Origin of the sequence: Ideonella lacteola (genome assembly GCF_038066555.1) — a bacterium.
Taxonomy (GTDB): domain Bacteria; phylum Pseudomonadota; class Gammaproteobacteria; order Burkholderiales; family Burkholderiaceae_C; genus Ideonella; species Ideonella lacteola.
Genome location: NZ_JBBUTG010000002.1, coordinates 302,874 through 320,144, shown reverse-complemented (window position 1 = coordinate 320,144; position 17,271 = coordinate 302,874). Strand labels below are relative to the sequence as shown.

16 protein-coding genes are annotated in these 17,271 nt (G+C 66.0%); 10 read left to right on the top strand and 6 right to left on the bottom strand.

Going from position 1 to position 17,271, the window contains the following annotated elements; translation table 11 throughout:
• Window positions 1–9 precede the first annotated feature (9 nt).
• The 5 genes from ubiE to AACH06_RS04955 are packed head-to-tail and all read right to left on the bottom strand — an operon-like array spanning window position 10 to window position 7,026.
• Window positions 10–741 carry a bifunctional demethylmenaquinone methyltransferase/2-methoxy-6-polyprenyl-1,4-benzoquinol methylase UbiE gene (ubiE, locus tag AACH06_RS04975; RefSeq protein ID WP_341424518.1) on the bottom strand — a complete coding sequence of 244 codons (732 nt, stop codon included), beginning with the start codon at window positions 739–741 and terminating at the stop codon, window positions 10–12.
• Between the two features lie 39 nt (window positions 742–780).
• Window positions 781–1,194, bottom strand: coding sequence for a gamma-butyrobetaine hydroxylase family protein (locus AACH06_RS04970; protein WP_341424689.1), 414 nt, complete (start codon window positions 1,192–1,194; stop codon window positions 781–783).
• 14 nt (window positions 1,195–1,208) lie between these two features.
• A complete protein-coding gene (locus AACH06_RS04965; RefSeq protein ID WP_341424517.1) occupies window positions 1,209–2,579 on the bottom strand; it encodes a hypothetical protein in 1,371 nt (456 codons plus the stop codon).
• A 38-nt stretch (window positions 2,580–2,617) separates the two neighbouring features.
• On the bottom strand, window positions 2,618–3,091 hold the full coding sequence (locus tag AACH06_RS04960) for an HIT family protein (RefSeq protein WP_341424516.1): 474 nt from the start codon (window positions 3,089–3,091) through the stop codon (window positions 2,618–2,620).
• The gene (locus AACH06_RS04955) at window positions 3,091–7,026 is read right to left on the bottom strand and encodes a DUF3683 domain-containing protein (RefSeq protein ID WP_341424515.1); all 3,936 of its coding nucleotides are present in this window, start codon (window positions 7,024–7,026) and stop codon (window positions 3,091–3,093) included. Before AACH06_RS04955 ends, AACH06_RS04960 begins: the two co-directional genes overlap by 1 nt.
• 272 nt (window positions 7,027–7,298) lie before the next feature.
• Between AACH06_RS04955 and ugpB the strand changes: the two genes are divergently transcribed.
• The 6 genes from ugpB to AACH06_RS04925 all read left to right on the top strand — a co-directional run bounded on the left by ugpB (window position 7,299) and on the right by AACH06_RS04925 (window position 13,721).
• Window positions 7,299–8,612 (top strand): sn-glycerol-3-phosphate ABC transporter substrate-binding protein UgpB, encoded by a 1,314-nt coding sequence (gene ugpB, locus AACH06_RS04950; RefSeq protein ID WP_341424514.1) that lies wholly within the window; start codon window positions 7,299–7,301, stop codon window positions 8,610–8,612.
• Between the two features lie 116 nt (window positions 8,613–8,728).
• Window positions 8,729–9,610, top strand: coding sequence for a sn-glycerol-3-phosphate ABC transporter permease UgpA (gene ugpA, locus AACH06_RS04945; RefSeq protein WP_341424513.1), 882 nt, complete (start codon window positions 8,729–8,731; stop codon window positions 9,608–9,610).
• Window positions 9,611–9,622: 12 nt separating this feature from the next.
• Window positions 9,623–10,477 (top strand): sn-glycerol-3-phosphate ABC transporter permease UgpE, encoded by an 855-nt coding sequence (ugpE, locus tag AACH06_RS04940; RefSeq protein WP_341424512.1) that lies wholly within the window; start codon window positions 9,623–9,625, stop codon window positions 10,475–10,477.
• Window positions 10,478–10,491: 14 nt separating this feature from the next.
• A complete protein-coding gene (locus AACH06_RS04935) occupies window positions 10,492–11,556 on the top strand; it encodes a sn-glycerol-3-phosphate import ATP-binding protein UgpC (protein ID WP_341424511.1) in 1,065 nt (354 codons plus the stop codon).
• Window positions 11,557–11,595: 39 nt separating this feature from the next.
• Window positions 11,596–12,339, top strand: a complete 744-nt coding sequence (gene ugpQ, locus AACH06_RS04930; protein WP_341424510.1) for a glycerophosphodiester phosphodiesterase — start codon at window positions 11,596–11,598, stop codon at window positions 12,337–12,339.
• A 200-nt stretch (window positions 12,340–12,539) separates the two neighbouring features.
• Complete coding sequence (locus tag AACH06_RS04925; protein ID WP_341424509.1) at window positions 12,540–13,721, top strand: choice-of-anchor tandem repeat GloVer-containing protein; 1,182 nt, start codon at window positions 12,540–12,542, stop codon at window positions 13,719–13,721.
• Between the two features lie 140 nt (window positions 13,722–13,861).
• Here AACH06_RS04925 and AACH06_RS04920 read toward each other — a convergent pair whose 3' ends face one another.
• On the bottom strand, window positions 13,862–15,178 hold the full coding sequence (locus AACH06_RS04920) for an MFS transporter (RefSeq protein ID WP_341424508.1): 1,317 nt from the start codon (window positions 15,176–15,178) through the stop codon (window positions 13,862–13,864).
• Between the two features lie 382 nt (window positions 15,179–15,560).
• Here AACH06_RS04920 and AACH06_RS04915 point away from each other — a divergent pair, with 382 nt between their 5' ends.
• The 4 genes from AACH06_RS04915 to AACH06_RS04900 are packed head-to-tail and all read left to right on the top strand — an operon-like array spanning window position 15,561 to window position 17,271.
• Entirely contained in the window at window positions 15,561–15,887 is a 327-nt protein-coding gene (locus AACH06_RS04915; RefSeq protein WP_341424507.1) for a hypothetical protein, read from the top strand.
• Window positions 15,888–15,915: 28 nt separating this feature from the next.
• Window positions 15,916–16,350 (top strand): polymer-forming cytoskeletal protein, encoded by a 435-nt coding sequence (locus tag AACH06_RS04910; RefSeq protein ID WP_341424506.1) that lies wholly within the window; start codon window positions 15,916–15,918, stop codon window positions 16,348–16,350.
• Between the two features lie 50 nt (window positions 16,351–16,400).
• Window positions 16,401–16,937, top strand: coding sequence for a bactofilin family protein (locus tag AACH06_RS04905; protein WP_341424505.1), 537 nt, complete (start codon window positions 16,401–16,403; stop codon window positions 16,935–16,937).
• Window positions 16,912–17,271 carry a hypothetical protein gene (locus tag AACH06_RS04900; RefSeq protein ID WP_341424504.1) on the top strand — a complete coding sequence of 120 codons (360 nt, stop codon included), beginning with the start codon at window positions 16,912–16,914 and terminating at the stop codon, window positions 17,269–17,271. The genes AACH06_RS04905 and AACH06_RS04900 overlap by 26 nt, the downstream gene beginning before the upstream one ends.

Here is a 17,271-nt window from a genome sequence, read left to right as displayed (position 1 = left end):
CGCGGGGCGTCAACATTTGATGCCGACGTGCAGCGCGACCACACCACCCGTGAGGTTGTGAACATCGACATGGCCGAAGCCTGCCGATTTCATCATCGCCCTGAGGGCCTGCTGATCCGGATGCATGCGGATCGATTCCGCGAGATAGCGGTAGCTGTCCGCATCGCCCGCCACCCACTGCCCCAATTTGGGGAGCACCTTGAAGGAATACCAGTCATAAGTCTTCTGCAGCGGCGGCGCCACCTTGGAAAACTCCAACACCAGCAGGCGACCGCCATCGCGCAGCACGCGGGCCATCTCAGCCAGCGCCCGCTCCTTGTGCGTCATGTTGCGCAGGCCGAAGGCCACGCTGACCAGATCGAAACTGCCCGTCCGAAACGGGAGTTGCTCAGCGTCACAAATCGTGGTGGGCAGCGCCAAGCCATCGTCGAGCATCCGGTCGCGTCCGGTGCGCAGCATCGCCTCGTTGATGTCGGTGTGAACCACCTGTCCAGAGGGCCCGACGCGCCGTGCGAACGCCTTCGCCAGATCGCCAGTGCCCCCCGCGATGTCGAGCACCTTGTCGCCTTCGCGCAGGTTCGCCACCGCAACGGTGTAAGACTTCCACGCGCGATGAAGCCCCATCGACATGAGGTCGTTCATCACGTCGTACTTGGAGGCCACGGAATCGAAGACGCCTTTGACGCGCTTCGCCTTTTCTCTCTCGTCGACGCTTTGGTAACCGAAATGGGTCTGAGACATCTGTTCCCTCCAGCACGGATGCTGGCACTGCCAATCAGGTCAATGGTGTCCGCATGTGCCGCCGCCACCTTTGGGGGACATTGGCAAGTCGCGTTCCAACCCAGCCTTTTTCAGTCGTTCTTCGTAGCGCGCCCAGTGCTCGGCTTCTTGCGCACCCAGACGGTATAGCAGTTCCCACGTGAAGATACCGCTGTCATGCCCGTCTGAAAAGCGCGGCTGCACCGCATAGTGGCCGACGAGCTCGATCGAGTCGATCCCTACGTTGCGCATTCCCGTCTGAAGCACCTCCTGGCCGGGACCATGGCCCTGCACTTCGGCGGAGGGAGAGTAAACCCGCATCAGCTCGAACGGAATGCGGAAGTTGCGCCCGTCGTCAAAGGTGATTTCCAGCACCTTCGAGCTTTGGTGCAGCGTGAGTGCCGTCGGCTGAGGTGGGGGTAAAGGGGCCGCCATCGTGACGCCGCGGCTCAACGCAGGCCCAGATCGATCTGGCCTTCGGCTCCGCCGTCGGCCGCGCCCAGCATCACCACCAGGCCGCCGTTCTGGCCGAGATAGATCGGCGCATCACCTGCCACCCGGTTGCCTTTGCGCAAACCGTCGGGGCCGACGTCGGTCAACGGGACCAGGTAGGCGGCAAAGTTAGAGGCGGTGCCGTCCGTCAGCGTGCCGGAGAAGCTGTAACGGGTGTCTGTCAGCACCGTGGCACCCCAAGCCGAGCTGGTACTGCTGGTGCCGAAGGTACCGCCGGCCAGGCCCGCCGTCTCGGCCAACCCGACGCGGAAATGGCGCCCGGTGGCATCGGCGGCGTCCTCGGCCCGCAGCAGGACCACGGTGTCACCCGATCGGGCGACACGGAAGTGGATCACGTCCTTGTGAGTGGCATCAGTCCCCTTGAACTCGGAGCCGACCACGGACAGCGCATAGACATAGCGAAAGTTTTCAGGGCACTGATCGAAGCGGACCGGCACAGGTGCCCGGCAGCTGCGGAGCTCGCCATTGGCGATCGTCGAGGGATACACCACCGACTCCAGCATGTCATTGCGGCGCAGGTTCAAGCCCAGCAAATTGAAGCTCTTTCCGGCGAGGGCGGCCAGATCGGTGCTGAAGACCCGAGCCCCAACGATCGGCCGGACGCCTTTGTCGTACGGGTGCTCGCTGCCTTCGAGGTCGAAGTCAAAACCACCGACGACCATGTCTTGGGCCATCCGGAAGCGCGCCGTGCCGCCGAAGACATACCCCACGCCGTCTGCATCTCGCGTGAAGGTGCCTGAGCGGGTCATTTGCTGGCCGCTCATCTCGTACGTCATCTGGTTGAAGTTCAGCGTCAGCGTGTACTTCCGCCCATTGCTGCCATAGACGGTGTAGTCGCCGTTGCGCCCATCCAGTGCGATGGTGGTCGCTTCGCCCGTGTTGTTGGCCGTGTCATCGTCCGCCTCAGAGGTAGCGATCAGCGCGCTTGTCACGGCACCAATTTGATCGGCCGTGGTGGTCACGCTGATGGTGAACACCAGCCCACCGCCCACCGGCATGCTGGGCACCGACATGTCGGCTCCCGGCGTCGCAGGGCAGACGGCCCCGCCGGTGGCGCTGCAGGTGATGGACGCCACCGTACCCGGGCCGTCCAGATGGTGGGTCAGCTGGACGTCGCCGACCGCTGCGGGGCCTTCGTTGGTCACCGTGGCCGTGAAGGTGAGCGTGCCCCCCGCAGTCACCTCATCGGCACCACTGTTGTGCACGGCGATATCGCCGTTGTCACCCACGTCGGTGGTGCCGTCCGAGCCGCCACAGGCGGCCAAAGTCAGGGCGAGCAGAAGGCTGGGGGTGTGGCGAATGATCATGTGGGCGGTCAATGTGAAAACGGCGGTCAACTCCGCCGTTAGCCCCCGATCCTACCCAACCCGAACACCCGTGTTTCCACCGACTGGCGGACCAACTCATCAAGCTTGTTCAGGGGGAGGCGCATGCGTTCGCCCGCTGGCGGCACAACATCACGTTGGCGCGCCCCCCAGATCGGCTGCGGAAAGTGGCTGTCCCAATCGAACCGGGCGATGACGTGCCAGTGCAAGTGCGGCACCATGTTGCCCAGCGCGGCCAGGTTGATCTTGGTCGGCGCCAGTGCAGCCCGCAAAGCGGCCTCGACCGCCACCACCGCCGCGAGGCAGTGGGCTCGGTCGTCGTCGGACAAGTCGCTCAGCTCGGCCACGTGGTCGCGCCAGATCACCCGGTAGAAGGCAGGGAAATCTGGCGCATCCAGAACGCGGACCACCCGCAGCCTGGCATCGGCCACCACCTCGGTCCATGCCGAGGTGGTGCGCTCGGCGCACAACTCGCAGCCTGCCACCGGCGCCATCAGACCAGCACCCGCTCGATGCCACCGGCATTGGCGCGCTCGACGTAGCGCTCCATCCAATCGGCACCCAGAATCTTGCGGGCCATCTCGACCACGATGTAGTCGGCCTCGAGCAGGCCATTCTGCAAATCGCCGCCATAGCGCGACAAACCCTGCAGGCAGCTGGGGCAGGAAGTCAGGATCTTGAGATCGTCTTTCGGGCCCACCGCCCCGGAACCACGCAACTGCGCCTCGGCCTTGCGCAACTCTTCTTCCTTGCGGAAACGCACCTGGGTGGCGATGTCCGGGCGGGTGACACCCAAGGTGCCAGATTCGCCGCAGCACCGCTCACTCTTGACCACGCCTTCCCCAACGAGCGCCTTCACCGTCTTCATCGGCTCCTGCAGTTTCATGGGGCTGTGGCAGGGGTCGTGGTACAGGTAGGTGGCCCCATCCGCCTTCGGCAGCGTGATGCTCCGCTCGAGCAGGTACTCGTGGATGTCCACGATGCGGCAGCCGGGGAAGATTTCCTCGAACTTGTAGCCCTGCAGCTGGTCGTAGCAGGTACCGCAGGAGACCACCACCGTCTTGATGTCCAGGTAATTCAGCGTGTTGGCCACGCGGTGGAACAAGACCCGGTTGTCGGTGATGATCTGCTCGGCCTTGTCGAACTGACCCGACCCGCGCTGCGGATAGCCGCAGCAGAGGTAGCCCGGCGGCAACACCGTCTGCACGCCCGCGTGCCACAGCATCGCCTGGGTCGCCAGACCCACCTGGCTGAACAACCGCTCGGAACCACAGCCCGGGAAATAGAAGACGGCCTCGGTGTCGCTGGTCGTCGCCTTCGGGTCGCGGATGATCGGCACGTAGTGCTTGTCTTCGATGTCCAGCAAGGCCCGGGCCGTCTTCTTGGGCAGACCACCCGGCATCTTCTTGTTGATGAAGTGGATCACCTGCTCGCGGATGGGCGCGCCGCCCACCGTGGCCGGTGGCGCATTCGTCTGGCGGCGAGCGGCCAGCTTCAGCACGTCGTGCGCCATCCGTTGGGCCTTCATGCCCACCCCCACCATCGCGGTGCGGGCCAGCTTGATGGTTTGCGGATTCGTCGCGTTGAGCATGAACATCGCGGCGGCGTTGCCCGGCCTGAAACTCTTCTGCCCCATCTTGCGCAGCAGGTTGCGCATGTTCATCGACACGTCGCCGAAGTCGATCTTCACCGGGCACGGCGAGGCGCACTTGTGGCACACCGTGCAGTGATCGGCCACGTCCTCGAACTCTTCCCAATGCTTGATCGAGACGCCGCGGCGGGTCTGCTCTTCATAGAGGAAGGCTTCGACCAGCAGTGAGGTGGCGAGGATCTTGTTGCGCGGGCTGTACAGCAGGTTGGCCCGCGGCACATGGGTGGCGCAGACCGGCTTGCACTTGCCGCAACGCAGACAGTCTTTCACCGAGTTGGCGATGTCGCCGATGTCGCTCTGCTGCATGATGAGCGACTCGTGCCCCATCAGGCCAAAGCTGGGCGTGTAGGCGTGGCTGAGGTCGGCGGCGTGCACATCCGTATCGCCCAGTGCCTGCAGCGCCTCGCCCCGCAGCAGCTTGCCTTTGTTGAACCGGCCTTCGGGATCGACCCGCTGCTTGTAGGCCGCGAAGTTGGCCAGTTCGTCGTCGTGCAAGAACTCGAGCTTGGTGATGCCGATGCCGTGCTCGCCAGAGATCACGCCGTTGAGCGAACGCGCCAGCACCATGATGCGTGCCACGGCCTCGTGCGCCGTCTGCAGCATCTCGTAGTTGTCCGAGTTCACCGGGATGTTGGTGTGCACATTGCCGTCGCCGGCGTGCATGTGCAGCGCCACCCACACCCGGCCCCGCAAGACTTCCTTGTGGATGCGCCGGCATTCGTCCAACAACGGCGTGAAGGCCGCCCCAGCGAACAGCGACTGCAGCGGCTTCAGGATCTGGCGCTTCCACGAGGCGCGCAGCGAGCCGTCCTGGATCTGATCGAAGAAGCTGCGCTGTGCATCGGCCTGCACCACATCGAGCCCCTGCAGCCAGCCTGACCACAGGCCGCGTACCTCACGCAGCAGCGACAAGGCCTGCTGCACCCGGTCTTCCAGCAACTCGGCACTCGGGATCTCGCCGGCATCGTCCGTCTTGCCCAGGGGCAGCCGGCCTTGGCGGAAGAATTCTTCCAGCCGGTCAACCAGCGCCAACTTGTTGCGCAGGCTCAGTTCGATGTTGATCCGCTCGATGCCCAGCGTGTACTCGCCCATGCGCTCCAGCGGGATCACCACGTCTTCGTTCACCTTGAAGGCGTTGGTGTGCTTGCTGATTGCCGCGGTGCGCTTGCGATCCAGCCAGAACTTCTTGCGTGCATCCGCCGACACGGCCACGAAGCCTTCGCCCGACCGGCCGTTGGCCAGCCGGATCACCTCGCTGGTGGCCCGGGCCACCGCGTCGGGGTCGTCCCCGACGATGTCGCCGATCAGCACCATCTTGGGCAGCGTGCCACGCTTGCTCTTGGTGGCGTAGCCCACGGCCTTCAGGTAGCGGTCGTCCAGGTGTTCCAGGCCCGCCAGGATGGCACCGCCCGGGCGCTTCATCTCGGCGAACATGAAGTCCTTGATCTCGACGATCGAAGGCACGCAGTCCCTCGGGTTGCCGAAGAACTCCAGGCACACCGTTCGGGTGTGGGCCGGCATGCGGTGCACCACCCAGCGCGCTGAGGTGATCAGGCCATCGCAGCCCTCTTTCTGGATACCCGGCAGCCCGGCCAGGAACTTGTCGGTCACGTCCTTGCCCAGGCCCTCCTTGCGGAAGACTCGGCCAGGGATGTCCAGGCGCTCGGTGCGTTCGAGCTTCTTGCCGCTGGCGTCGAAGTGGCGCAGTTCGAAACTGGCCACCTCCACATCGTGAATCTTGCCGAGGTTGTGGTTCAGCCGAACCACCTCCAGCCAGGTGGCCTCGGGCGTCACCATCTTCCAGCTGGCCAGGTTGTCGAGCGCGGTGCCCCACAGCACGGCCTTCTTGCCGCCGGCGTTCATCGCGATGTTGCCGCCCACGCAGCTGGCCTCGGCGGACGTGGGGTCGACGGCGAACACATGTCCGCCTCGCTCGGCCGCATCGGCCACGCGCTGGGTCACCACACCCGCTTCCGTCCAGATGGTGGCAACCGGATGGTCGACCCCGGGCAGGGCGACCAGCTCCACCTCGGTCATCGCCTCGAGCTTCTCGGTGTTGATGACCGCGCTCTTCCAGGTCAGCGGCACGGCGCCGCCGGTGTAGCCGGTGCCGCCCCCGCGCGGGATGATGGTCAGCCCCAGCTCGATGCAAGCCTTCACCAGGCCGGCCATTTCGGCTTCGGTGTCGGGCGTCAGCACGACAAAGGGGTACTCGACACGCCAGTCCGTCGCGTCGGTGACGTGCGACACGCGCGACAACCCGTCGAACTTGATGTTGTCCTTGGCCGTGTGCTTGCCCAACACCTTGCGGGTGCGCTGGCGCAGGTCCCAAGTCTCGGAAAAGCGCTTCGCGAACCGCTCGACGGCCGCACTCGCCGCCGCCAGCAACTCGCCGACGTGCGCATCGCGCTCCGGGTCGTCGGCGGGGGTGCGGCGCTTTTCCACCTCCGACAAACGGTGGTGCAGCGCGTCGATCAGCAGATGGCGGCGCTTGGGGTTGTCGAGCAGGTCGTCTTCGAGGTACGGGTTGCGCTGGACGACCCAGATGTCTCCCAGCACCTCGTAGAGCATGCGGGCCGAACGACCGGTGCGGCGCTCTTCGCGCAGGCGATCGAGCAGCGCCCAGGCCTTCGGGCCGAGCAGGCGCAACACGATCTCGCGGTCGGACAGCGAGGTGTAGTTGTACGGAATCTCGCGCAGCCGCGGCGAGGAGGACGAGGCATCAAGGGCCTCATGGTTGCTCGTCTGGAAGGTGGCGGCGGGCAGCGGTGCATTCATGGGGCGGCACAGGCACGGCACGCGCGGCAGGCACAACAGGCCACGCGGTCGCCTGTCGGGGCACGTGAGGGCGCATCGTACCGCAGTGCAACAAACCCCCACCCGAGGCGGGCTGTGCGGCATGGCCTGCGGGGTATTCCCCCATGTCGGCAGGCGAGCCGACATGCCACAAAACGCAACTGTCACAAAGAGGCCAGAAACTGGCGCGTTTGTCTGCTGTTTGTTTTCGTTCCGGCGCGCTTGGCCGTTGGAACCCTCATGAAGGAGATGTCATGCGTTTGAGCCGAGTCACCCTTGCCGTCGGTTTGTCGGCCCTGTTCGCCGCCGTGCCGGCCCAGGCCCAGGTCGAAGTGCAGTGGTGGCACTCGATGGGCGGCGCCCTGGGCGAGTGGGTCAACGACCTCGCCAAGGATTTCAATGCCAGCCAGAAAGACTACAAGGTCACTCCCACCTTCAAAGGCTCGTACGACGAGTCGATGACGGCCGCGATCGCTGCCTTCCGCGCCGGCAACGCACCGCACATCCTGCAGGTGTTCGAGGTGGGCACCGCCACGATGATGGCCAGCAAGGGCGCCGTGGTGCCGGTGGCCAAGGTGATGAAGGACGCCGGCATGAAGTTCGACCAGAACGCCTACGTGCCGGCGGTGGCGGGCTACTACACCGCGCCGAGCGGCGAGATGCTGAGCTTCCCGTTCAACAGCTCCACCACCGTCTTCCACTACAACAAGGATGCCTTCAAGGCGGCCGGCCTCGACCCCGAGAAGCCGCCCACCACCTGGCCCGAAGTGGCGCTGGCCGCCGCGAAGCTCAAGGCCAGCGGCCACAAGTGCCCTTACACCACCAGTTGGGTCAGCTGGACGCAGCTGGAGAGCTTCTCGGCCTGGCACAACACCCTGTTCGCCACCAAGAACAACGGCTTCGGCGGGCTCGATGCACGCCTGGCCTTCAACACGCCGCTGCACCTGCGTCACATCGAAAACCTCGCCAACATGGCCAAACAAGGCCTGTTCGTCTACAAGGGACGCGGCAACGCCGCCGATGCGGTGTTCGTCTCGGGTGAGTGCGCCATGATGACCGGCTCGTCGGCGCTCTACGGCAACATCAAGCGCAACGCCAAGTTCGCCGCCGGCATCGGCACCCTGCCCTACTACCCGGATGTGCCCGGTGCTCCGCAGAACACCATCATCGGGGGCGCCAGCCTGTGGGTGATGTCCGGCAAGAAGGCGCCGGAGTACAAGGCCGTGGCCGCGTTCTTCAACTACCTGTCGCAGGCGGACGTGGCCGCCAAGAGCCACCAGCGAACGGGCTACCTGCCGGTGACCACCGCCTCGTTCGACCTGACCGACAAGTCGGGCTTCTACAAAGACAACCCGGGCACCAACGTGGCAGTGACGCAGATGATCCGCAAGACCACCGACAAATCGCGCGGTGTACGGCTGGGCAACTTCGTGCAGATCCGCACCATCATCGACGAGGAGTTCGAGGGCATCTGGTCGGGCAAGAAGACGGCCAAGGAGGCCATCGACGCCGCCATCCAGCGCGGCAACGAGCAACTCGAGCGTTTCCAGAAGTCCGCCAAGATGTGATCAGCCTGCCGCGCCAGCGGCGGCGACCGGCTCGCCTCACCGTGCTGCCACGGCAGCGTGAGGCGAGGCGGCACGTCTGCCGCCCGGCGTCGGGGGCTTTACCGGTTTGTTGATCGATGGAAAAGCGCGTTCGCTTCCAATCACGCTGGCTGCCGTGGGTGCTGATCGCACCGCAGATGGCCATCGTGCTCGTCTTCTTCTTCTGGCCCGCCAGCCAAGCGGTGTACCAAAGCGTTCTGCAGCAGGACGCTTTCGGCACCTCCGTCGAATACGTCGGCGCCGAGAACTTCCAGCGGCTGTTTGCCGACGGCAGCTACCTCGAATCGTTCAAGACGACCGCAGTGTTTTCCTTGCTGGTGGCGGTGTCCGGCTTGAGCATCGCCCTGCTGCTGGCGGTGATGGCCAACCGGGTGGTTCGCGGCGCATTGGTCTACCGCACGCTGCTGATCTGGCCTTACGCGGTGGCGCCGGTCGTGGCCGGTGTTCTCTGGCTGATGATGTTCGCGTCGCCCTACGGCGTGCTGGCCTATGCACTGAAGGCGGCGGGCGTTCCATGGGACCACCTGCTGAACTCGAACCACGCCATGGCGCTGATCGTGATGGCCGCGGTGTGGAAGCAGATCTCGTACAACTTCCTGTTCTTTCTGGCCGGGCTGCAGTCCATCCCGCCGTCGCTGGTGGAAGCTGCCACCATCGACGGCGCTTCGCCCTGGCAACGGTTCTGGACCATCGTCTTCCCGCTGCTCACGCCCACCACGTTTTTCCTGCTGGTGATCAACATCGTCTATGCCTTCTTCGACACCTTCGCGATCGTCGATGCCGCGACCCATGGCGGGCCCGGCAAAGACACCGCGATCCTCGTCTACAAGGTCTACTACGACGGCTTCAAGGCGCTGGACATGGGCGGCTCGGCTGCCCAATCAGTGGTGCTGATGCTGATCGTGGTCGCGCTGACGATCGTGCAATTCCGCTTCGTCGAGAAGCGGGTGCAGTACTGAGGCGGAGGTCACGTGGTTGAACGTCGCCCTGCCCTCACGCTGCTGTCGCACCTCGTGCTCGCCCTGGGCGTGCTGATCGTGGTGTTCCCGGTCTACATCGCCTTTGTCGGCTCAACGCAGACGGCCGAGCAGATCAGCAGCAGCCACCCCTTGTCGCTCGTCCCGGGCGGCCACTTGATCGAGACCTACCGGCTGGCCCTGGTCGGCGGCAAGACGAGCGGTGGCGCCACCATCGCGCCGGTCGCGCCGATGCTGTGGGTCAGCCTGGTCTGTGCGCTCACCATCGCCATCGGCAAGATCGCGATCTCGCTGCTCTCGGCCTTCGCGATCGTCTACTTCCGGTTCCCCTTGCGCGGCCTGGTGTTCTGGATGATCTTCGTGACGCTGATGCTGCCGGTGGAGGTGCGCATCGGGCCCACCTACGCGGTGGTGTCGGATCTGGGCATGCTGAACACCTATGCGGGCTTGACGGTGCCGCTGATCGCATCGGCCACGGCCACCTTCTTGTTCCGGCAGTTTTTCCTCACCGTGCCTGACGAGCTGGTGGAAGCCGCCCGCATCGACGGGGCCGGCCCGCTCAGGTTCTTCAAGGACGTGCTGGTGCCGATGTCGCGCACCTCAATCGCCGCCCTGTTCGTCATCCAGTTCATCTACGGCTGGAACCAATACCTGTGGCCGCTGCTGGTGACCACCAGCGAAGACATGTACCCGGTCGTGCTCGGCATCAAGCGGGCGATCTTCGGCGAGGTGTATGTCGAGTGGAACGTGGTGATGGCCACGGCCATCCTCGCGATGCTGCCCCCGGCGATCGTGGTCATCCTGATGCAGAAATGGTTCGTCAAGGGCCTGGTCGACTCCGAGAAATAGAGACAAGACAAACGATGGCAAGCATTTCCCTGCGCAAGGTCGAGAAGAGCTACGGCCAAGGCGCCCAGATCAACAAGGTGATCCACGGCGTCAACGCCGAGATCGCCGATGGCGAGTTCATCGTGATCGTCGGGCCCTCGGGCTGCGGCAAATCCACCCTGCTGCGCATGGTGGCCGGGCTGGAAGAGATCACCGGCGGCGAGATCGCGATCGGGCCGCGTGTGGTCAACCAGCTCGAGCCGGCCGAGCGCGACATCGCGATGGTGTTCCAGAACTACGCGCTCTACCCCCACATGAGCGTGTACGACAACATGGCCTACGGCCTGAAGATCGCGAAGCGCCCAAAGGCCGAGATCGACGAGCGGGTGAAGAAGGCAGCACGCATTCTCGAGCTGACGCAGTTGCTCGAACGCAAGCCGCGCCAGCTCTCTGGGGGCCAGCGTCAACGGGTGGCCATGGGGCGGGCGATCGTGCGCCAGCCGCAGGTGTTTTTGTTCGATGAGCCGCTGTCCAACCTCGACGCCAAGCTGCGGGCCCAGACACGGCTGGAGATCCAGAAACTGCACAGCGAGCTGAAGGTGACGTCGCTGTTCGTGACGCACGACCAGGTCGAGGCCATGACCCTCGCCCAACGAATGATCGTGATGAACGCCGGCGTGATGGAGCAAATTGGCACCCCTGAAGAGGTTTACGCACGGCCGGCCACCACCTTCGTCGCGAGCTTCATCGGCTCGCCGCCCATGAATCTGATCCAGGGCGAAGCCCATGGCGATGGCTTCAAGGTGGGCGACGCGGTTCTGCCCTTGCCCCACCCTGCGCCCCGGGCGGGCGCCATCACACTGGGCGTACGACCCGAACACGCCGAGCCTGCTTCGGCGGGCGGATGGCCCTTGCAGGTGGAGTTGGTCGAGATGCTGGGCGCCGAGCGCCTGGTGCATGGCCGGCTCGGCGGCGCCGCCTTCACGCTGCGCATGGCCAGCACGCTGACCCCGCCCAAGGTGGGCGACCGGTTGATGCTGTCCGCATCGCCTGAACATCTTCACTGGTTCGACAGCGGTTCAGGCCGGCGTGTGACATGATGACTCGGGCAACCTTGTTTCGACCCCACGCCCGAAGCGATGACCCTTCCTGACTGGCCCCATCCGCGCTGGATTGCCCACCGCGGCGCAGGCAAGCTGGCCCCCGAGAACACGCTGGCCGCCTTTCGGCTGGGGGCGTCATACGGTTACCGAGCCTTCGAATGCGATGTGAAGCTCTCGGCCGATAACGTGCCCTTCCTGCTGCACGACAGCACGTTGAACCGCACCACCAACCAGCGCGGGCGCGCAGCCGATCTCTCGTGGAGCGAGCTTTCGCGGCTAGACGCCGGAGGCTGGCACAGCCGAGCCTACGCGGGCGAGCCCCTGGCCAGCCTCGAAGGGCTGGCCGCGTTCCTGCGCCGCAACGGGTACTGGCTCGATCTGGAGATCAAGCCCACGCCCGGCGACGAAGAGCGGACCGGGCGGCTCGTGGCCGCCGAGGTGCAACGCTTGTGGGCGGGCGATCCGGTACCGCCCCTGCTCTCATCGTTCCGCCCCGAGGCCCTGGTCGGTGCACGCCATGTCGCACCTGAGCTGCCCCGTGCCCTCCTGGTCGACACGCACTGGCCCAATTGGGTGACGGTGGCGCAGCACCTGGGCTGCGTGGCGGCGATCACCAACTATCAGTTGATGGATGCGGCGCTCATCCAGCACTTGCGCAGCTGCGGCCTGCGGGCGCTGGTCTACACGGTGAACGACCCCGCACCGGCGCAGCAACTGCTCGCGATGGGCATCGACGGGATCATCACCGACGCGGTGGACGCCTTCTCGCCCGGCGTTTGAAACGCCGCGGCGGGGCGCACTGAACCCACAGGCGCGTCCCCGCGTGCCCGAACGGGCGCAAAAGGTTGCATCGACCTTAGGGAAGGCCAAAGGACTCGCTAGGGATGGAGCGAGGGTAAGGGCAGTCCGAGCATCGCGACTCGTCTGCCCACCTCCCCCTCCCACCTCCTCGCTCCCCCTCGCACGAGAAAGGCACTCCCATGACTTCACACCCTTCATTGCCAAGCCGCCGCCGCGTGCTCATGGGCCTGGCCGCTGCCGGCGGCAGCACGCTGTTCGGGCTGCCGGGCACCGCGCTCGCCGCCCCGGCGTGGCGCAGCGAGACCTTGCGCGCATTCACTGGCACCGATGGCTCGCGTGCCGTGGGCGGCCTGGTCTTCGGGCCGGACGGCTTGCTGTACGGAGTCCACGCCATGGGTGGCGAACGCGGGCTCGGTACCCTCTTCCGCTGGTCGACAGAGGGTGGCTATGAAGTGCTGCACCACCTGGACTACGCCACCGACGAACCCGCAGAGCCCGAATCCGGCCTCATCGTGGGACAGGACGGCCTGCTGTGGGGCACCAGCCTGTTCGGCGGCGCGCAGTTCGCAGGAACGATCTACACGCTGTCCACCGACGCCGCGATGACCGTGCGCGGCGAGTTCGGCCAGCTCAATGGCATGCGCATGCCGCAGGCCGCGCTGCTGGAGGGCTCAGCCGGGCAGTTCTACGGCACCACGGCGGAATCGGTGTTCCGCTTCAGCAGCGGCGCCGGCGGTCAATTGAAGCAATTGCACCGGTTCAAGCCCAAGACCGATGGGGCGTCCAGCCGCGCCCCGCTGATCTTCGGGCCGGACGGCAAGCTCTACGGCAGCAACATGATGCGCGGCCCGAAGGGCCAGGGCACCATCTTCCGCTTGAACACCGACGGTTCGGCCTTCGAGGTCGTGAAGGCCTTCGATGGCAAGACCGACGGGGGCGACGTGCGCGCGCCGTTGCTGCTGGCTGCCGACGGGCATTTCTACGGCTGCACGACCAGTGGTGGCGCCTGGGACCGGGGTGTGGTCTTCAAACTTTCCGCCTCGGGCCAATACACCGTGCTGCACCACTTCGCCGGCGGCGACAACGATGGTGCCTATCCAGATGGTGGCCTGATCACCGGGCCGGACGGTGCGTTGTACGGCACCACGCTCGAAGGCGGCAGCTCGCCGCAGAGCTACGGCACAGTCTTTCGCATCACCCCGCGCGGCCGCTTGCGGCTGATCCACCGCTTCACCGAGAACGGCGCCGACGGCAGCACGCCCACGGGGTCGCTGTGCGTCGGCCCTGACGGGCAGCTGTATGGCACCACCCAAAGCGGTGCGCAAGGGCTGGGCGCCCTGTATCGGCTGTCCATGCGCTGAACTGGCGTCTCCCCAGCGCGCCGCGGTGCAAGCCGAAGCATCCACCGCGGATCACGCCACGCGCATCCCGGCACCTGAGAAGACGCCAGGCCGCCCCGGTTGCCTCATCCCCCTCGAGGCCCGGGCCAGCTCAGGCGCGGTCAAACCGACCCTTCGGCCAGCGCCTCGCCCGCATGCACATGGGTGGTCTTCGGCAGCGCACGCACACCGCGGATGGTGCCCCACTGCCACGCCACCACCGCCAGCAGCAAGGCGGTGACGCCGGAGAACGCCAGCGCCACCCGCAGCCCCCAGTGATCGCCCAGCCAACCGCCCAGCAAGGCGCCCGGACCTGCGGCCAGGAGCGTCAACCAGCGCATGGTGCTGGTCATGCGGCCCAGCAGCGGCTCGGGCGTCACCGCCTGGCGCAGCGCCAGGAAGTTGATGAACACCAACACCGCGCCGAATCCGAACAACCCCAGCATCGCGACAAAAGCAGCCACCCCCCAGGGCCCCACCGGTGCAACCGACAACAGAGACCAGCCGCTGCCCGTGATCGCAAAGCCCAGCACCAGGCAGGGGCCGGGGCCGATCCGGCGACTGATGCGATCACCCAGCAAGCTGGCAGCCACCGTCCCCACACCCAGGCCCACGTAGCTGAGGCCAATCGATTGCTCGCTCATGCCCAGCGTGCGCGTGGCGAACAGGATCTGCACGACGAGCGCCGCGTGGTGACACATCTGCAGCGCGCCCACGCAGACCGCCAAAGCCACGAGCAAGCGCTGATGCGCGACGAAGCGCAGGCCGGCCACCAGATCGGTCCAGAAGGCCGTGGCGCCGGGGGCGGCATCACGCTTTTCGTTCACCTGGATGCCGCGCAGGATCAGCGCCGAGGCCAGCAGCGCGCACGCATCGACCAGCAGCGCCACCGGCGCACCCAGCAGGCGGATCAACGCCCCGGCAACGCCCGGCCCGGCCACTTCGGCGCCCGAGCTGGCCAGCGAGTTCTTGGCATGCGCCTCGACCAACCGTTCGCGAGACACCACCTGTGTCAGCACCACTTGCGCCGCCGAGCCCGCGACCGTGAACACCGTGCCAATGAAGAAGGCCACCGAATACAACCAAGGCATCGACAGCCATCCCATCCACCAAGCCAGGGGCACGCTCGCGACCGCCAAGGCGAGCATGGTCTCGCCGGCGATGTAGACAGGCAGCTTTCGAACGCGATCGAGCCACACCCCACCCGGCAATGAGAAGAGGATGAATGGCGCGATCTCCATCGCCGTCAGGAAGCCCATTTGCGTGGGGCTGGCTTCGAGCAACACCGCCGCGGTGAGCGGCAGCGCCAACATCGTCACCTGCCCGCCGAGGGAGCTGATCAGGATGGAGGTCCACAGACGTCGGTAGACGGCGTCGCGCAGCAGGTCGTCAGGCTTGAGCCTGAACCGGTTCAGCAGGGAAACGATGAGAGACCTCATGGGTCGTTTCTTCTTTCTCGGCCACGCATCACACCAGCCCCAAGCGGGCCAGCCGTGACAAGAAATGCGACGAAAGAGGAAGGGCCGTGATTCCGATTCTTCCGCCGAGGAGACCCGGCGGCGCGCCCCTGGGAACGGGCGCAACAGGCCGAGTGACCGCTAGTGCGGGACGCCTCCCGCCATGGCAACGCGTGCTGCCGGTCGGTGACCGGTGCAACGTCGTGCAATGGAGGCAGAGGGCTTCATCGGAATCAGTTCAAGGCGTGTTGGAAGGCGAGCGGTCATCGTAGCAGCGCGCTGCAGATCGACGCAACCCCCGAGTGAGCACCGAGGCGCCGTTGTCCCCCTTTCGCGGGGTTCGATCACGGATAATTTCGGCAACATGCAGGATCGCGAGGCCGTCGACCGCTATTTCACCGAACAGGTGGTGGGTGAGCCCATGGTCATCTCCATGGGGCCCAGCGTGGGCGTGCGGCGCGAGCCGTCGCATGGCTTGAAGCTGCATCTGGTCGAGGGCCAGGTCGAGCTGCTCGCACAGGCCGCGCGTGGCCTGGTCTCACCGCTTCAGGCCGACGACGGCCTGGGCCGGCCGGTGTCGCCCATCGCGCTGGCGCGGGCGCGGCGGCGGGTGCTCGTCGGCGCGCTGGTGACGATCCTGGCTCTGTGGTCTGCCGCGCTGTGGTGGATCTTTCTGCATGTGGCTCACTGAAACGCCAACCGACCCGAGGGCCCTTCCATTGCTGGACAAGACGCAGGACACCCTGGTCATCGACCCGGTGAAGATGAACATCGTGAACCGCATCGCCGCGGACACGGTGCTCGCTGGCGACTTTCTCTTCAAGGGCGGGTTGCTGCTGCAAGGCACATTGCAGGGGGTCGGTGAAATCGCGGGGCGCCTGGTCGTGTGGCACGACGCCAGGCTCATCGGGCGCTTTCGGGTGCTGGGTGATCTGTACCTGCTGGGACAGCTTGGCGAGGCCACCGAAACAGATGACGAAGTCGATGACCAGACCGAGATCGAGTGCCAGGGAACGGCCTATGTCGCGAGCACCGGCGTCAGCACGGGCACTCTGATCGCCGCGAAGTTGCGCATGTATGATGGGGCGGTCCTCCAGGGGCCGTTCAGGACCTTGCGCAACGCGCAGTCCCTGCCGGTGCTGCACGGCGGTTGAGGCCGCCGGCGCAGGCCCCTTCGCATCACCCTTCAACGCGACGCCTGCCCATGGACAACGACCAGCCTGACGCCGCGGCCCTGACACCGGCGGCCGCATCACCCTCGGCGCCACCGCCTCCGGCCGACATCCCGACGATCCCGATGGGCCTGGCGATGCCCGAAACCCATCGTCTGCCCACACTGCTGACCTCCGTGCAAGCCATCGCCGCACCGCGGGCCGGGGGCGCCAATGTGTCGACACTCGGCGCTGGTCTGTCTTTCGTTGGATCGGCCCGCATCGATGGCTCGCTGACCGTCTCGGGCACCGTGCAAGGCGACATCGAGCTGGCTGGCCACGGCAGCGGCCACGTCACCGTCACGCAGACCGGCTCGGTGGTGGGCGATATCCGTGCCCGCAACATCTCCGTCCTGGGGCAGACGGTGGGCACGCTCGACGCAGCAGGCGGCCGGGTGTCGCTGCATGACACCGCTTCGGTGTCTGGCCGCATCCGCTACACCCACCTGCAGGTCAACGGCGCCGATCTGAACGCCCAGCTGGAGCGCGTGCGCCCGGAAGGCGATGGCGTCAGAGCCGATCGTTCCTGAGCCTCGCCGAGTCGCCACCAGCGACGAACTGCGCCGTGCCGCGCTGGCGCGATCTGCGCAGCGCAATGCGCTGGTTGCCCGTCAGCGCGTGCGACGCCGATGGTGGATCTGGGCGCTGATCAAGCTCTTGCAACTCGCCGCTGCGGCGCTGCTGGCCGGCGCCGGCTGGTGGGCCGCCTGGGGACGCGACCACGGTGTGCCACCCGCCTGGCTGGGAGGGCTGCCACCCGATCTGCAAGCGTTGGTGAACCGCATCGCCCCGACCACGCCCCCTCAGGCACAATCGCCGTCCTCTGCGGCGCCCGGCGCCAGCAACCCCACGGGAGAACCTTGA

Coding starts and splice junctions, on each gene's coding strand:
- ubiE (WP_341424518.1), bottom strand. CDS start 741: ATGTCTCAGACCCATTTCGGTTACCAAAGCGTCGACGAGAGAGAAAAG.
- AACH06_RS04970 (WP_341424689.1), bottom strand. CDS start 1,194: ATGGCGGCCCCTTTACCCCCACCTCAGCCGACGGCACTCACGCTGCAC.
- AACH06_RS04965 (WP_341424517.1), bottom strand. CDS start 2,579: ATGATCATTCGCCACACCCCCAGCCTTCTGCTCGCCCTGACTTTGGCC.
- AACH06_RS04960 (WP_341424516.1), bottom strand. CDS start 3,091: ATGGCGCCGGTGGCAGGCTGCGAGTTGTGCGCCGAGCGCACCACCTCG.
- AACH06_RS04955 (WP_341424515.1), bottom strand. CDS start 7,026: ATGAATGCACCGCTGCCCGCCGCCACCTTCCAGACGAGCAACCATGAG.
- ugpB (WP_341424514.1), top strand. CDS start 7,299: ATGCGTTTGAGCCGAGTCACCCTTGCCGTCGGTTTGTCGGCCCTGTTC.
- ugpA (WP_341424513.1), top strand. CDS start 8,729: ATGGAAAAGCGCGTTCGCTTCCAATCACGCTGGCTGCCGTGGGTGCTG.
- AACH06_RS04935 (WP_341424511.1), top strand. CDS start 10,492: ATGGCAAGCATTTCCCTGCGCAAGGTCGAGAAGAGCTACGGCCAAGGC.
- ugpQ (WP_341424510.1), top strand. CDS start 11,596: ATGACCCTTCCTGACTGGCCCCATCCGCGCTGGATTGCCCACCGCGGC.
- AACH06_RS04925 (WP_341424509.1), top strand. CDS start 12,540: ATGACTTCACACCCTTCATTGCCAAGCCGCCGCCGCGTGCTCATGGGC.
- AACH06_RS04920 (WP_341424508.1), bottom strand. CDS start 15,178: ATGAGGTCTCTCATCGTTTCCCTGCTGAACCGGTTCAGGCTCAAGCCT.
- AACH06_RS04915 (WP_341424507.1), top strand. CDS start 15,561: ATGCAGGATCGCGAGGCCGTCGACCGCTATTTCACCGAACAGGTGGTG.
- AACH06_RS04905 (WP_341424505.1), top strand. CDS start 16,401: ATGGACAACGACCAGCCTGACGCCGCGGCCCTGACACCGGCGGCCGCA.
- AACH06_RS04900 (WP_341424504.1), top strand. CDS start 16,912: ATGGCGTCAGAGCCGATCGTTCCTGAGCCTCGCCGAGTCGCCACCAGC.